The organism is Streptomyces sp. CNB091 (assembly GCF_000377965.1).
In genome coordinates this window covers 185,213-198,823 of the sequence record NZ_KB899007.1, presented here as the reverse complement: position 1 = coordinate 198,823, position 13,611 = coordinate 185,213, and the positions used below count along the sequence as shown (strand labels likewise).

Below are 13,611 nucleotides of genomic sequence, written 5' to 3'. Positions count from 1 at the left end.
ATATCTGGCGTTGACTTTTGGCACGCTGTTGAGTTCTCAAGGAACGGACGCTTCCTTCGGTCCCGTTTCACCGGGGCCCTCCGGGCGCTTCCCTTCGTTTACTTCTTTGTCTTGCTGTCCTGCTGTCTTGCGTTTCCGACTCTATCAGACTCTTTCGTGTCCGATTCCCGGTCGAAGCGGGTCACTCTTTTCGCTTCCAGGTAATTCGCTTTCGCGTTTTCCCTTTCGGCGAGTCCGACTCTATCAGGCCTTTTCCGTCTCCCTGACCACGGCCTGCGGGCATGCCGAGGGAGGGGTCAAGGTTAGGATCTGGGTTTGAAGGTCGCCGCCGACCCCCGACTCAAAGTCGCGTTGGGGTCAGGCAGGAGTACGACAGTACAGGCCACCGGGGATCGAGGCAAATCGTTTCTGGTGCACCCCTAGGTCCGCCAAGCGGTAGGTCTCGGGCGGAACCGGGACTTCATATGACTTACTCTGCTGAGCAGTACGCCGTCCCCCATCAGTCGCGGCGGCGACACCTGAATCTCCACCCCCCTGGGAGGCTCCCCATGACCAACGTGACGTCCCCTCTTGCTGGACGCGCCATCGGACTCGCCGCGGTTCCCGACCCGGTCTTCTCGGGCGCGATGGTCGGTCCCGGCACCGCCATCGACCCCGTACGTGAGCCCTCCGAGGCTGTTTCCCCGGTCGACGGCATCGTCGTCTCCCTGCACCCCCACGCGTTCGTCGTCGTCGACGCCGACGGGCACGGAGTCCTGACGCATCTCGGCATCGACACCGTCCAGCTCAACGGCGAGGGCTTCGAGCTCCTCGTGAACAAGGGGGACACGGTGACCCGGGGCCAGAGCATCGTGCGCTGGGACCCGGTCGCCGTCGAGGCCGCCGGCAAGTCACCCATCTGCCCGATCGTGGCCCTGGAGGCCACCGCGGAGTCGCTCTCCGATGTCCGTGAGGACGGGGACGTGAAGGTCGGCGACCCGCTGTTCGGCTGGCAGTGACGCCTCGGGCGCAGTGACAAGCCAGTTGCACAACCACCGCGGTGACTCGGTCGCCGCACAACCGGAGACGGGTGAAATGGAGACAACGCTGCGAGGCGTCGGCGTGAGCCACGGTGTGGCCATCGGCGAGGTTCGGCACATGGGTACGGCGGTGCTGGAGCCGCCCGCCAAATCGATTCCCGCCGAGGAGGCCGGTCGCGAACAGGGGCGCGCCAGGCAGGCGGTGGAAGCGGTCGCCGCCGACCTGATCGCGCGCGGCAACCTGGCCGGCGGCGAGGCACAGCACGTGCTCGAGGCGCAGGCCATGATGGCGCAGGACCCCGAGCTGATGTCCGACGTCGATCGGCGGATCGCTGTCGGCAGCACCGCCGAGCGTGCGGTGTACGACGCGTTCGCCGCGTACCGGGCGCTGCTCGCCAATGCCGGGGAGTACCTGGCGGGGCGGGTCGCGGACCTCGACGACGTGCGGAACCGGATCGTGGCGCGGCTGCTCGGTGTGCCGATGCCCGGCGTGCCGGACAGCGACGAGCCGTATGTGCTGATCGCGCGCGACCTCGCGCCGGCCGACACCGCGCTCCTCGACCCGACGCTGGTGCTCGGCTTCGTCACCGAGGAGGGCGGGCCGACCAGTCACAGCGCGATCCTGGCGCGGGCGCTCGGCGTCCCCGCCGTAGTGGCGCTGCCCGGCGCCGGTGAGCTGGCCGAGGGCACGGTCGTCGCGGTGGACGGCAGTACGGGCGAGATCTTCGTCGACCCGAGCGACGAGAAGCGCGCCGAGCTGGAGAGTGCCGCCGCCGCTCGCAGGGCGGCGCTGTCCGCCTCGACCGGTCCCGGCGCCACGTCGGACGGGCACAAGGTGCCGCTGCTCGCCAATGTCGGCGGTCCGGGCGATGTGCCCGCGGCGGTCGAGGCGGGGGCGGAGGGTGTCGGGCTGTTCCGGACCGAGTTCCTGTTCCTGGACGACAGCAAGCAGGCTCCTTCCGAGGAGAAGCAGATCGCGGCCTACCGCGCGGTGCTGGAGGCGTTCCCCGAGGGGCGTGTCGTCGTGCGTGTGCTGGACGCCGGCGCCGACAAGCCGCTGGACTTCCTGACGCCGGCCGACGAGCCGAACCCGGCGCTCGGCGTCCGTGGGCTGCGGAGCCTGCTGGACCACCCCGAGGTGCTGCGTACCCAGCTGACCGCGCTGGCGAAGGCAGCCGAGGGGCTGCCGGTGTACCTGGAGGTCATGGCCCCCATGGTGGCCGACCGCATCGACGCCAAGGCGTTCGCGGACGCGTGCCGTGAGGCCGGGCTGCGGGCGAAGTTCGGTGCGATGGTGGAGATTCCGTCCGCCGCTCTGCGGGCGCGGTCGATCCTTCAGGAGGTGGAGTTCCTGTCGCTGGGCACCAACGACCTGGCCCAGTACACCTTCGCTGCCGACCGTCAGGTGGGCGCGGTGTCGCGGCTCCAGGACCCGTGGCAGCCGGCGCTGCTGGATCTCGTGGCGCTGTCCGCCGACGCGGCTCGTGCCGAGGGCAAGAGCTGTGGGGTGTGCGGTGAGGCGGCGGCGGATCCGCTGCTGGCGTGTGTGCTGACGGGTCTGGGTGTCACCTCCCTGTCGATGGGCGCCGCGTCCATTCCCTATGTGCGGGCCACGCTGGCCAAGTACACGCTGGCGCAGTGCGAGCGGGCGGCGAACGCCGCTCGGGCGGCGGACTCGGCCGACGAGGCGCGCAGCGCCGCTCAGGCTGTGCTGTCCGGCGAGTAGCCGGGACTCCGCAGGTCGAGGAGGGGCTTTCCGCCGGGTGGCGGGAAGCCCCTCCTGCTGTGTGGTCGAGGTGTGTCAGTGGTGGGGCTCCGCCGGGTCTGCTCCGATGTCGAATCCCGCGCAGTACTCCACGCCGGATTCCGGGGAGACGGGCTCTCCGGTGTCCGCGTCGGTGCAGTACGCGTTGAAGACCTCACCCGCGGTGAGCGGGGCGAGGGCTCCGTGGGCCAGACGCCAGCCGTGGACGCGGTCCGGGCTCTCGGGGGCGCTGGTGCGCAGAACGACTCCCCCGCGCGATTCCAGGGCGATGGCCACCGCGAGGACGGTGGCGAACTCCGCGCCCTCCGAGCTGTCGAGCCGGGCCGGTCCCGCGGTGTCGCGGTGGGTGTGGAGCACGGCCAGGAGCTGGTCGTTGTCCGTCGGGGTGCTGCACACCAGGTGGTGGGTGCCCGGTCCCGCCGCTTCCAGCAGGCGCGTGAGGAGGTGCGAGGCGCGGTCGAAGGCCGCGCGTCCGATGTCCTGGCCGCAGTCGGCGCAGGTGCCGAGGTCGGCGAGGAGGAGGGTGGCGTACTCCCAGGTGGCCTGGCGGACCGCTCGGGAGACGAGGACGGGGATGAGGTCGCTCAGGCGTTGGCCGGTGTAGGCGACCGTGGCTCCGGCCGCGGCGATCTCCGCGGTGAAGCGGCTGCGGCTGGCTCCGGAGTCGGCGTCGAGGCCCGATTCGGCGCAGAACTCCGCGTAGTCCTCCGGGTCGAAGAGGGCGACGGTGGTGTGCACGCCTTGGGCCGCGAGCGCTTTGAGCAGGCCTTCGACCTGCTGGAGATAGACGGTGTGGTCGTCGAAGGCGAAGGTGCGGTAGCGCCGCATGGCCGCGAAGTCCTGTGCGTCGGCGAGGAGGCCGATCGTGCTGGGTGCTTCGCGGCGCAACGTGCGTCGCATGGTGGTGCCGGTGCTGTGCTTGGTGTGGTGGGTGGTGCTGTTCTCGGTGTGGTCGGTCTGCGCCATGTGTCCCCCTGTGCGCGGTGAATCCTTGCTCACTCAGCGTAATCAGGGGGTCTGACAAGCGGTCTGTCCAGCGGCCTAGCCGTTTCGCTTCGTGGCCAGTTCGGCGTAGAAGTGGAGGAGGTCGACGTTGTCGACTGATCCTGGGTTGACCGCCTTGGCCAGTTCGGTTCCCTGGAGGAGGCGTTTGACCGGGACCTCGATGCGCTTGCCGGTGAGGGTGTGCGGGATGGCGGGGACCTCGATGACCTCGTCCGGTACGTGGCGCGGGGAGAGGTTCTCGCGGATGGTCCGCTTGATTGCGTCGCGCAGCTCGTCGTCGAGGGTCGCGCCGTCGGCGAGGTGGACGAAGAGCGGCATCCAGTAGCCGCCGTCGGGTTCTTCGAGGCCGATGACGAGGGATTCGCGGATCTCGGGGAGCCGTTCGACGGCCTCGTAGATGTCGGCGGAGCCCATGCGGACGCCCTGGCGGTTGAGGGTGGAGTCGGAGCGTCCGTGGATGATCACCGAGCCGTGGTCGGTGAGGGTGATCCAGTCCCCGTGGCGCCAGACGCCGGGGTACATGTCGAAGTAGCTGTCGTGGTAGCGGCTGCCGTCGGGGTCGTTCCAGAAGCGGATCGGCATGGACGGGAGGGGGTTGGTGACGACGAGTTCGCCGACCTCGCCGATGAGGGGTTCGCCGGCCGGGTCCCAGGACTGGAGGTCGGTGCCGAGGCAGGGGGCCTGGAGTTCGCCGATGTGGACGGGGAGGGTGGGGACGGCTCCGGCGAAGCAGCTGCAGACGTCGGTGCCGCCGCTGACGGAGGCGATCCAGAGGTCTTCGGCCACCTCGTCGTGGAGCCAGCGGAAGCCGTCGGGCGGGAGCGGGGAGCCGGTGGTGGCGACGCACTGGACGCGGGAGAGGTCGAAGTCGCGGCCGGGGTGGATGCCGGCCTTGCGGCAGGCCATGACGTACGCCGCGGAGGTGCCGTAGAGCGTCGCGCCGGTCTGTTCGGCGATCCGCCACTGCGCGCTGACGTCCGGATAGCCGGGGCTGCCGTCGTACAGGACGACGGTGGTGCCGGTGAGCAGGCCGGAGACGAGGAAGTTCCACATCATCCAGCCGGTGGAGGTGTACCAGAAGAAGCGGTCCTCGGGTCCCAGGTCGCAGTGCAGGCCGATCTGCTTGAAGTGTTCGAGCAGGATGCCGCCCTGGGACTGGACGATGGCCTTGGGCAGGCCGGTGGTGCCGGAGGAGTAGAGGACCCAGAGGGGGTGCTCGAAAGGGACCTGTTCGAAGACCGGCTCGGTGTCGGCGGAGGTGAGGGCGGCCCAGGCGAGCGCGCCTTCGGGGGCGTCGGTGCCGAGCAGCGGGATGTGGACGACGGCGCGCAGGGTGGGCAGTTCGCGGCGGAGTTCGGCGACGGTCTCGGTGCGGTCGTGTTCCTTGCCTCCGTAGCGGTAGCCGTCGACGGTGAACAGGACGACGGGTTCGATCTGCTGGAACCGGTCGAGGACGCTGCGGGCGCCGAAGTCGGGGGCGCAGGAGGTCCAGATGCCGCCGACGGCGGCGGTGGCGAGGAAGGCGACGACGGCCTGCGGGATGTTGGGAAGGTAGCCGCTGACGCGGTCGCCGGGGGCGACGCCCAGCGCGCGGAGTTCGGCGGCGAGCGCGCCGACCTGGCGGCGGAGCTCGGCCCAGCTGACGGGGGTCTGGGTGTGCGTCTCGTCGACGTACAGCAGGGCGGGGGTGTCGGCGCGGGCCGGGTCCTCGGCGGTGCGCAGGGCGTGTTCGGCGTAGTTGAGGGTGGCGCCGGGGAACCAGGTGGCGCCGGGCATCGCGCGGTCGCCGATGACGCTCTCGTACGGCGTGGAGAAGCGGATGTCGAACCATGCGGCGACGGCCTGCCAGAAGGTGTCGAGTTCGTCGACGGACCAGCGGTGCAGGGCCGCGTATCCGCCCTCGGCCGGGGCGCCGTACCGGGTCGCGGCCCAGTTCTGGAAGCGGGTGACGGCCGCGGCCTCGATGCGGTCGGGGCCGGGCTGCCAGAGCGGGGCGTCGGGCGTGGCTGCGGTCATGAGGGCTGCTCCCTGGCTGTACGGGTACGCGGGGTGGGCGTGTCGGCGCCGCACGGGCCGGGATGTGCGCGTGAGCGGCTGACACGGACGATGCCATGTGATCGTCTTCGGCACCAGGGTGGCCCCTCCGTCAGGAGTTCCGCCCTTCCCCTGCCGGCATGGGTGAACGGGAGTTGAACGGGAGGTTCTGCGGGTCGGGCGGGTGGCAGGGTGTGCGCCATGGACGGTCGTGACCTGGTGCGTCGGGTGAGGTTGGTCGGTTCGGTGCGGGGGCTGCGCACGGTGCGTTCGGCGTGGCGGCGGCGGTCCGCGGACGCGGCGGCGCTGCCGGCGCGCGGGGTGGAGCGGGCCCGGGTGCCCGGTGCGCTGACGGGTGCGGAGCCGGGCCCGGGTGGGGGTGTGGTGCGGTTCGTCCGTTCGGAGCTGCGTATCCGGGTGTCGGTGGGCGGTGCGGTGTTCTGGGCGTGGGACGGGGCGGAGCCGCTGCCGTCGTACGCGGTGGCGGGTGAGGCGCCCGCGCCGGATCCGCGGGCGGTGCTGGAGCCGGACAAGGACGGCGGCTGGCAGGTGGTGTCGGAGCGGCTGACGGTGGTGGTGTCGCGGACCGGGGCGGTGGAGCTGCGGACGCCGGGCGGGTTGCTGCTGCGGCGGGAGCTGCCGCCGCGCTGGTGGGAGCCGGTGGGCGGGGGGCCGGTGCGGTGGGTGCAGCGCTCGGAGGTGCCGGCGGACGCGCGGTTCTTCGGGCTGGGGGGCCGGGCGGGCGGGCCCCGGTTGCGGGACGGGGTGTACGGGCTGTGGAACACCGATCCGGGCGGGCGTTTCGGTCCGGGGGACGATCCGCTGTATCTGACGATGCCGGTGCAGGTGGTGGTGTCGGACGCGGGGACGCATCTGGTGTTCCACGACAACAGCTGGGCGGGCCGGGTGGTGCTGCGGGAGGGCGAGGAGGGCGCCGGTTCGGGGCATGACCGGCCGGGCGGCTGCGAGGTGCGGATGGAGGGCGGGCCGCTGCGCTGCTGGGTGGTGGCGGGGACGCCGGCCCGGGTGCTCCAGGGGTGGACGGCGCTGACGGGTGCGCCGGCGCTGCCGCCGTCCTGGGCGCTGGGGCCGCAGCATGCCCGGTGGGGGTTCGGCAGCGAGGTGGAGGTGCGGCGGGTGGTCGACGGGTACCGGGAGCGGGGGCTGCCGCTGTCGGTGCTGCATCTGGACATCGACCACTACGACGCGCACCGGGTGTTCACGGTGGAGCGTGCGCGGTTCCCCGCCTTGCCCGCGCTGGCGGAGGAGCTACGCGAGGACGGGGTGCGTCTGGTGTCGATCGTGGATCCGGCGGTGAAGGCGGAGCCCGGCGACGCGGTGTTCGACGCGGGGGCGGGGGTCGGGGAGCGGGGGGCGTACGTCCGGGACGCGCGGGGGCGGGTGGTGGTCGGGGAGGTGTGGGCGGGGGCCTCGGTCTATCCGGACTTCACTGATCCGCTTGTGCGGGATTGGTGGGGATCTCTGTACGGGGAACGGCTTGCGCAGGGCTTCTCGGGGGTCTGGCACGACATGAACGAGCCGGTGTCGTTCGCGGCGTTCGGGGATCCGTCGCTGCCGCGTTCGGCCCGGCATGTGCTGGAGGGCGCGGGTGGTGATCATCGGGAGGCGCACAACGTGTACGCCCTGGCGATGGCGCGGGCGGGTCATGAGGGGTTGCTCCGGTTCCGTCCTGAGGAGCGGCCGTTCTTGTTCTCGCGGTCGGGCTGGGCCGGGATGCAGAGGTACGGGGGCACCTGGTCCGGTGATGTGTCGACGGGGTGGCCGGGGCTGCGGGCGTCGTTGTCGCTGGTGGTGGGGCTCGGGCTGTGCGGGGTGCCGTACTCGGGCCCGGATGTGGGCGGGTTCGACGGGTTCCCGTCGCCGGAGTTGTACCTGCGGTGGTTCCAGCTGGGGGCGTATCTGCCGTTGTTCCGGACCCATGCGGCGATCGACGCGGGGCGGCGGGAGCCGTGGGAGTTCGGTCCCGAGGTGCTGGAGCACGCGCGGGCGGCGCTGGTGGAGCGGGAGCGGCTGCGCCCGTACTTCGTGACGCTGTCGCACCTGGCGCGGCTGGCCGGTGCCCCCTATGTGCGGCCGATGTGGTGGGGTGCGCCGGGCGACCGGGCGCTGCGGGAGTGCGAGGACGCGTTCCTGCTGGGCGACGCGCTGCTGGTGGCTCCGGTGCTGGAGGCCGGGACGCGGCGTCGGGCGGTGCGGCTGCCCCGGGGGCGGTGGTACGACACGGCGACCGGGCGGGCGTACGAGGGCCCGGGCCAGGTTCTGGTCGACGCTCCGCTGTCGCGGGTGCCGGTGCTGGCGAGGGCGGGCGCGGTGATTCCGGTGCGAGGTGCGGACGGCGGCTTGGAGCTGGAGGTGTGGGCGCCCGCGCCGGGGGCCACCGGGGGCGGGCTGGTGGTGCGGGACCCGGGGGACGGGTGGGCGGAGGCGGAGGTCGAGCGGTATGTGTCGCGGTGGGAGGGCGACCGCGTGGTGGTGGAGCGGGACGGCACGGAGGGCGGGGTCGACTGTCCGGTACGGGTGCGGGGGGTGCGGGGGCGAGCCTGAGGGCTCTCCCGCCTGGGGGCTTTCGTTTGGTTCACGTCGGATCAGGGGGTGGGCGGGGCCCGGCGCGTGCGTGTCCGGCGCGCGGGCCCGGTGGCCTCAGCCGTGGCGGCCTCAGCTGTAGCGGCCGGCGAACCAGGCGTCGGCCGCTTCCGTGTGCAGGGGGAAGGCCAGGGGCGCGGGCCGCGCAGGACGTCGTAGCCGGATGTCTCGTCGGTGGGGGCCGAGGGCGGGAGGCTCGCGAGGGGGCGTGCCGGGAGAAGGCCGAAGACCAGGAGGTGGCCGGCGGTGTCGCTGAGAGTGTCGGCGAGACGGACGTCCTCTGCGGCGGCCTCGATGCCGGTCTCCTCGCGCAGCTCCCGGACGACCGCCGCACGCCAGTCCTCGGCATGGTCGATGAACCCGCCGGGCAGGGCCGTACCGCCCTTCTGCGGCTCGATGGTGCGGGTGATGACGACGAGTCCGGTGGAGCCCGGGCCGGTGACGGGGAGCAGGGCCACCGCGACGGGGAGCGGGTTGCGGTAGGCGGTGGTTCCGCAGTGCGCGCAGGTGCGGGGCCAGGCGCCGGCGGACGGCAGCGCGGTGTACGGGGCTCCGCAGGTGCCGCAGTGGGAGCCCCGTACGTACCGGGGCGGCTGCGGGGCGGCGGTCGGGGATGGGCTGCTGCCGGGTTCGGACACGGGCGGACTGTATCGAACCGTCCTTCCGGCTCTCCGGCCCTTCCGACTCTCCGGCCCTTCCGGCTTTCCGGCGCGTACGGCTCTCAGGCGCGTCCGGCTCTCCGGCGCGTACGGCTCTCCGGCCATCCCTCGTTTCCGGGGGGAAGTGACGCCGTGTCCTTTCCCGGCGGCCACGAAGCTGATAGACGGTGTGCCCATGACAGGAATGCGTACCGCTCTGCGTGCTCTGGCCGCCACGGCCGCCGCCCTCCTCGCCGTCACCGCCCTCTCCCCCGCGGCACAGGCGCGCCCCGAACCGAAAGCTCCCGAGGAGTTCGTGGCGCTGCGCTCGGTGGACCCGACGATCATCCAGGAGATGCGTTACACCACGGCGCACACCTTCCTCTGTGAGCGGGTGGACGGATACCGGCAGCCGGTCTGCATCCTGACTCGGCCCGCCGCCCGCGCCCTGCACCTGGCGCAGCGGCGGCTGTTGCGTCAGGGGTACTCGCTGAAGGTGTACGACTGCTACCGGCCGCAGCGGGCGGTGGACCATTTCGTGCGGTGGGCGAAGGACCTCGACGACCGGACCATGAAGGGGGAGTTCTATCCGCGGGTCGACAAGGACCGGCTGTTCGAGGACGGCTACATCGCGGAGAAGTCCGGGCACAGCCGGGGCAGCACGGTGGACCTGACCCTGGTCCGGCTCCCCGCCCTGCCGACCAGGCCGTACCGTCCGGGCGAACGGCTGACTCCCTGCTTCGCGCCGAAGGACGTGCGGTTCCCCGACAACTCGGTGGACATGGGCACGGGTTACGACTGCTTCGACACCCTGTCGCACACGGACGATCCCCGGATCCAGGGGCCTCAGCGCGCCAACCGGCAGTTCCTGAAGCAGACGTTGGGCGAAGTGGGGTTCGTGAACCTGCCGGAGGAGTGGTGGCACTTCACGTTCAGGCCGGAGCCGTTCCCGGACACCTTCTTCGACTTCCCGGTGCACCGCCGGTCGGTCGCCGGGCGCTGACCGAAAACAGCCCGCCCCGAGGCGCGGGGAACGGGCGACCGGGACCACCCCCGTGGGCTCCGGCCGCCCGTTCTTCATCTCGGACGCGAAAGGGGCGTGTTCGGTTGCCGAACGGGCGGTTACGGTGCCCGTATGTCACAGCAGACGTTCGATACGTACGAGGAGTTCTGGCCGTACTACGTCGCGATGCACTCCCGTGCCGCCACCCGCTGGGTCCATCTCGCCGGCACCCTGACCGGGCTCGCGATCTCCGCGTACGGGCTCGCGCGGGGCCGGAAACGCTGTCTCGCGGCCCTGCCCCTGATCGGTTACGGCACGGCGTGGCCCGCGCATTTCCTGATCGAGAAGAACAACCCGGCCACGTTCGGGCATCCGGCGTGGTCGCTGCGCGGTGACGCGCGGATGATCCGGACGATGCTCGCGGGCCGGGACGCGGAGCTGGCGGAGACCGCGGCGAAGTGGCTGGCGGAGCACGGCGAGGACGGGAGCACCGGCGGGGGTGAGCACGGGCAGGACGGGGACGGGCGCGGCTGAGGCCCGGCGCGGGCCGGGGACGGCCAGGACCGGCGGGCCGGGCCCGGCCAGGGTCGGCGGGCCGGGCCCCTCGCCGGACGAGGGCGTCCGTGGCACACTTCTGACGTTCCGTCAGATTCAGTGCCGGGAGGGGCTTTGTCGCGCACGCGCATACCCGTGGTGGCCGGTTGGTTCACCGAGGACGCCGCGGAGGAGGATTTCCGGCTGCTGGGCACCCGGTGCTCCGGCTGCCGGTCGGTGCACTTCCCCCGGGAGGACGTCCACTGCCGCAACCCCGGCTGCCCCGGGGGCGAGCTGGAGGAGGCTCCGCTGTCGAAGCGGGGCACGGTGTGGTCCTGCACCGACGGGCGCTACCGCCCCCCTCCCCCGTACGTCAGCGACCCCGGGGCGCCCTGGACCCCGTACACCCTGGTCGCCGTCGAGCTGGCCACCGAGCGCATGGTGGTGCTGGGGCAGGCCGCCCCGGGGGTGGGCGTGGCCGATCTTCCCGTCGGCTCGGTGGTGGAGGTCGTACCGGGCGTACTGGACGAGGACCGGGCGGCGGGAGTCGTGCACACGACCTGGCACTGGCGCCCCGTAGCGGCGCGGGGCATCGCCCGAGAGCAGGAGGCCGGTTCATGACCGGCGGAAGGGCCGGCGACGTGGCCGTCCTCGGGGCCGGGATGCACCCGTGGGGCAAGTGGGGGCGCGGGTTCGTCACGTACGGGCGGATCGCCGCGCACGCCGCCCTCGCGGACGCGGGCATCGGCTGGCCCGAGGTCCGGTCGGTGGTCGGCGCGCAGACGGTGCGCGGGGGCTATCCGGGGTACGTGGCGGGGGCGACGTTCGCCCGGGCGCTCGGGTGGCAGGGGGCGCGGGTGGCGTCCGTGTACGCGGCCTGCGCCTCCGGGGCGCAGGCGATCGACACGGCGCGCGCGCAGATCCTGGCGGGTCTGGCGGACGTGGTGCTGGTGGTGGGGGCCGACGCGGCGCCCAAGGGGTTCTTCGCCCCGGCGGGTGGGGAGCGGCCGGACGACCCGGACTGGCTGCGCTTCCGGGTGCTCGGGGCGACGAATCCGGCGTACTTCGGGCTGTACGCCCGCCGCCGCATGGCGCTGTACGGGGACACCCAGGAGGACTTCGCCCTGGTCAAGGTGAAGAACGCGGCGGCGGGCGCGCTGAACGAGTACGCCCGCTACCGGGTGCCGGTGACGGCCGAGGAGGTCGCCGCCTCCGCGATGGTCGCCGATCCGCTGCGGCTGCTGGACATCTGCGCCACGTCCGACGGAGCAGCCGCCCTGGTGCTGTCCAGCATGGAGTTCGCGCGGCGTCGCGGGGTGCGGGATCCGGTGCGGATCCGGGCCGTCTCCACGGTGACGCCGACGTTCCCGAGGACCGTCCTGGATCTGCCGGACATCGGCACGGACTCGGCGGTGGCCGTGGCCCCCTCCCCCGAGAGCTTCCGCGCCTCGATCGCACGGGCCGCGTACGAGGAGGCGGGGACCGGGCCGGAGGATCTCTCGCTGGCCGAGGTCTACGACCTGTCCACGGCCCTGGAGCTGGAGTGGTACGAGGACATCGGCCTCTGCGGTCCCGGCGAGGGGGCGAAGCTGCTGCGGACGGGGGCGACCGCGCTGGGCGGCCGGGTTCCGGTGAACGCGAGCGGCGGTCTGGCCTCGTTCGGCGAGGCGGTCCCCGCCCAGGCCATCGCGCAGGTCTGCGAGCTCACCCGGCAGTTGCGCGGACGGGCCGGGGAGCGGCAGATACCGGGCGCACGGGTCGGCATCACCGCGAACCAGGGGCTGTTCGGGCACGGCTCGGCGGTGGTGGCGGTCCGCTGAGTCGGCTGCCCCCACCAGGTTTTCCCTGCCCTTTACTTGACCGGGCGTCACCGTCGCAGAACACTCGGGGGCGGCCCGGCCCGCCGGACGACGTGCGGCCCGTACCCCTGTCGGCGGGGGTACGGGCCGTACGCGTGTCAGGGATGTCCTGGGCTCAGGTGGTGACGGGCTCGCGGGCCCGTGCCGCGCGCTCCAGGGCGTGCTCCACGACCGCGACCAGGACATCGCGGACGGAGGACCGGTCCCGCGCGTCGCAGACGAGCACCGGGACCTCGGGGTCGAGGTCGAGGGCGGCCTGCACGGTCTCCGTCGGGAACCGCTCGGCGCCCTCGAAGGTGTTGACCGCGACCGTGAACGGGATCCGCCTGCGCTCGAAGTAGTCGACCGCGGCGAAGCAGTCCTCAAGACGCCGGGTGTCGGCGAGGACGACCGCGCCCAGGGAGCCCTGGGCCAGTTCGTCCCACAGGAACCAGAAGCGGTCCTGGCCCGGCGTGCCGAACAGGTAGAGGACCAGGTCCTCCCGTAGCGTGATCCGGCCGAAGTCCATCGCGACCGTGGTGGTGGTCTTGGACTCGACCCCCGCCAGATCGTCCACCGGGCGGCCCGCCTCGGTGAGGCGTTCCTCGGTGCGCAGGGGCCTGATCTCGCTGACCGAGCCGACCGCGGTCGTCTTGCCGACGCCGAACCCTCCCGCCACCAGGATCTTCAGGGTGACGGGCTCGACGTGCCGCTGCTTGCGGCGGCTAGAGCGCCCGAAGGCCATGGATAACCTCGCGAAGAATGTTCACGTCCGGCAGCTCGGCCGGCGGAACGGGACGGGTGACGTGCACCAGCTCGTCCTCGACGAGGTCGCCCACCAGGACCCGTACCACCCCTACGGGAAGGTCGAGTTCGGCGGCGAGCTCGGCGATCGACTGGGGCATGTCGCTGCAGAGTTCGACGATCGCCACGTGTTCGGGGGCGAGCGTCTGGTCCCGGCCGGGATCGTCGGCGGCCGGTTCCGGCACGACGAGCGCGATCAGGTCGAGGCGGTGACGGGAGGCGCTGCTGGTACGCCCGCGGGTCATCGCGTACGGGCGGACCACCGGTCCCGCCTCCGCGTCGTACCACCGCGAGACCTGGGGGTCGACGGACCCGTCCGTGGATCCGGGGCCGGTGCCCCGGGGGGAGTCGGCGCTCATGCCCGCCA

Annotated in this window: 11 protein-coding genes and 1 pseudogene; 7 read left to right on the top strand and 5 right to left on the bottom strand. The window is 72.3% G+C overall.

Annotation, left to right across the window (positions count from 1 at the left end):
• The first annotated feature begins 548 nt into the window (after positions 1-548).
• Both D581_RS0128940 and ptsP read left to right on the top strand, forming a co-directional pair.
• Entirely contained in the window at positions 549-998 is a 450-nt protein-coding gene (locus D581_RS0128940) for a PTS sugar transporter subunit IIA (protein ID WP_018960637.1), read from the top strand.
• A gap of 76 nt (positions 999-1,074) precedes the next feature.
• Positions 1,075-2,745, top strand: coding sequence for a phosphoenolpyruvate--protein phosphotransferase (gene ptsP / locus D581_RS0128935; protein ID WP_018960636.1), 1,671 nt, complete (start codon positions 1,075-1,077; stop codon positions 2,743-2,745).
• Between the two features lie 75 nt (positions 2,746-2,820).
• Here the strand turns inward: ptsP and D581_RS0128930 are convergent, their stop codons facing one another.
• Entirely contained in the window at positions 2,821-3,750 is a 930-nt protein-coding gene (locus D581_RS0128930) for a hypothetical protein (RefSeq protein WP_018960635.1), read from the bottom strand.
• Between the two features lie 75 nt (positions 3,751-3,825).
• Complete coding sequence (locus tag D581_RS0128925; protein ID WP_018960634.1) at positions 3,826-5,805, bottom strand: acetoacetate--CoA ligase; 1,980 nt, start codon at positions 5,803-5,805, stop codon at positions 3,826-3,828.
• 219 nt (positions 5,806-6,024) lie between these two features.
• Between D581_RS0128925 and D581_RS0128920 the strand changes: the two genes are divergently transcribed.
• A complete protein-coding gene (locus D581_RS0128920) occupies positions 6,025-8,388 on the top strand; it encodes a glycoside hydrolase family 31 protein (protein WP_020679251.1) in 2,364 nt (787 codons plus the stop codon).
• 111 nt (positions 8,389-8,499) lie between these two features.
• Here D581_RS0128920 and D581_RS1000000138715 read toward each other — a convergent pair.
• A pseudogene (locus D581_RS1000000138715) lies at positions 8,500-9,065 on the bottom strand (NUDIX domain-containing protein).
• A 205-nt stretch (positions 9,066-9,270) separates the two neighbouring features.
• Here D581_RS1000000138715 and D581_RS0128910 point away from each other — a divergent pair.
• The 4 genes from D581_RS0128910 (at position 9,271) to D581_RS0128895 (ending at position 12,422) form a co-directional block, all read left to right on the top strand.
• On the top strand, positions 9,271-10,068 hold the full coding sequence (locus D581_RS0128910; protein WP_018960632.1) for a M15 family metallopeptidase: 798 nt from the start codon (positions 9,271-9,273) through the stop codon (positions 10,066-10,068).
• A gap of 132 nt (positions 10,069-10,200) precedes the next feature.
• On the top strand, positions 10,201-10,602 hold the full coding sequence (locus D581_RS0128905; protein ID WP_018960631.1) for a DUF962 domain-containing protein: 402 nt from the start codon (positions 10,201-10,203) through the stop codon (positions 10,600-10,602).
• Positions 10,603-10,737: 135 nt separating this feature from the next.
• A complete protein-coding gene (locus D581_RS0128900; protein ID WP_026291003.1) occupies positions 10,738-11,223 on the top strand; it encodes a zinc ribbon domain-containing protein in 486 nt (161 codons plus the stop codon).
• The gene (locus D581_RS0128895; protein ID WP_018960629.1) at positions 11,220-12,422 is read left to right on the top strand and encodes a lipid-transfer protein; all 1,203 of its coding nucleotides are present in this window, start codon (positions 11,220-11,222) and stop codon (positions 12,420-12,422) included. The genes D581_RS0128900 and D581_RS0128895 overlap by 4 nt, the downstream gene beginning before the upstream one ends.
• A gap of 154 nt (positions 12,423-12,576) precedes the next feature.
• Here D581_RS0128895 and D581_RS0128890 read toward each other — a convergent pair whose 3' ends face one another.
• Together D581_RS0128890 and D581_RS0128885 are read right to left on the bottom strand one after the other, a co-directional pair.
• Positions 12,577-13,185, bottom strand: coding sequence for a GTP-binding protein (locus D581_RS0128890; RefSeq protein ID WP_018960628.1), 609 nt, complete (start codon positions 13,183-13,185; stop codon positions 12,577-12,579).
• Positions 13,166-13,603 (bottom strand): DUF742 domain-containing protein, encoded by a 438-nt coding sequence (locus D581_RS0128885; RefSeq protein ID WP_018960627.1) that lies wholly within the window; start codon positions 13,601-13,603, stop codon positions 13,166-13,168. The genes D581_RS0128890 and D581_RS0128885 overlap by 20 nt, the downstream gene beginning before the upstream one ends.
• Positions 13,604-13,611: the final 8 nt, after the last annotated feature.

What these genes read in the sequence shown, in the direction of transcription:
- D581_RS0128895 (WP_018960629.1), top strand. Translation starts at nt 11,220, where the DNA reads ATGACCGGCGGAAGGGCCGGCGACGTGGCCGTCCTCGGGGCCGGGATG.
- D581_RS0128930 (WP_018960635.1), bottom strand. Translation starts at nt 3,750, where the DNA reads ATGGCGCAGACCGACCACACCGAGAACAGCACCACCCACCACACCAAG.
- ptsP (WP_018960636.1), top strand. Translation starts at nt 1,075, where the DNA reads ATGGAGACAACGCTGCGAGGCGTCGGCGTGAGCCACGGTGTGGCCATC.
- D581_RS0128910 (WP_018960632.1), top strand. Translation starts at nt 9,271, where the DNA reads ATGCGTACCGCTCTGCGTGCTCTGGCCGCCACGGCCGCCGCCCTCCTC.
- D581_RS0128925 (WP_018960634.1), bottom strand. Translation starts at nt 5,805, where the DNA reads ATGACCGCAGCCACGCCCGACGCCCCGCTCTGGCAGCCCGGCCCCGAC.
- D581_RS0128885 (WP_018960627.1), bottom strand. Translation starts at nt 13,603, where the DNA reads ATGAGCGCCGACTCCCCCCGGGGCACCGGCCCCGGATCCACGGACGGG.
- D581_RS0128890 (WP_018960628.1), bottom strand. Translation starts at nt 13,185, where the DNA reads ATGGCCTTCGGGCGCTCTAGCCGCCGCAAGCAGCGGCACGTCGAGCCC.
- D581_RS0128920 (WP_020679251.1), top strand. Translation starts at nt 6,025, where the DNA reads ATGGACGGTCGTGACCTGGTGCGTCGGGTGAGGTTGGTCGGTTCGGTG.
- D581_RS0128940 (WP_018960637.1), top strand. Translation starts at nt 549, where the DNA reads ATGACCAACGTGACGTCCCCTCTTGCTGGACGCGCCATCGGACTCGCC.
- D581_RS0128905 (WP_018960631.1), top strand. Translation starts at nt 10,201, where the DNA reads ATGTCACAGCAGACGTTCGATACGTACGAGGAGTTCTGGCCGTACTAC.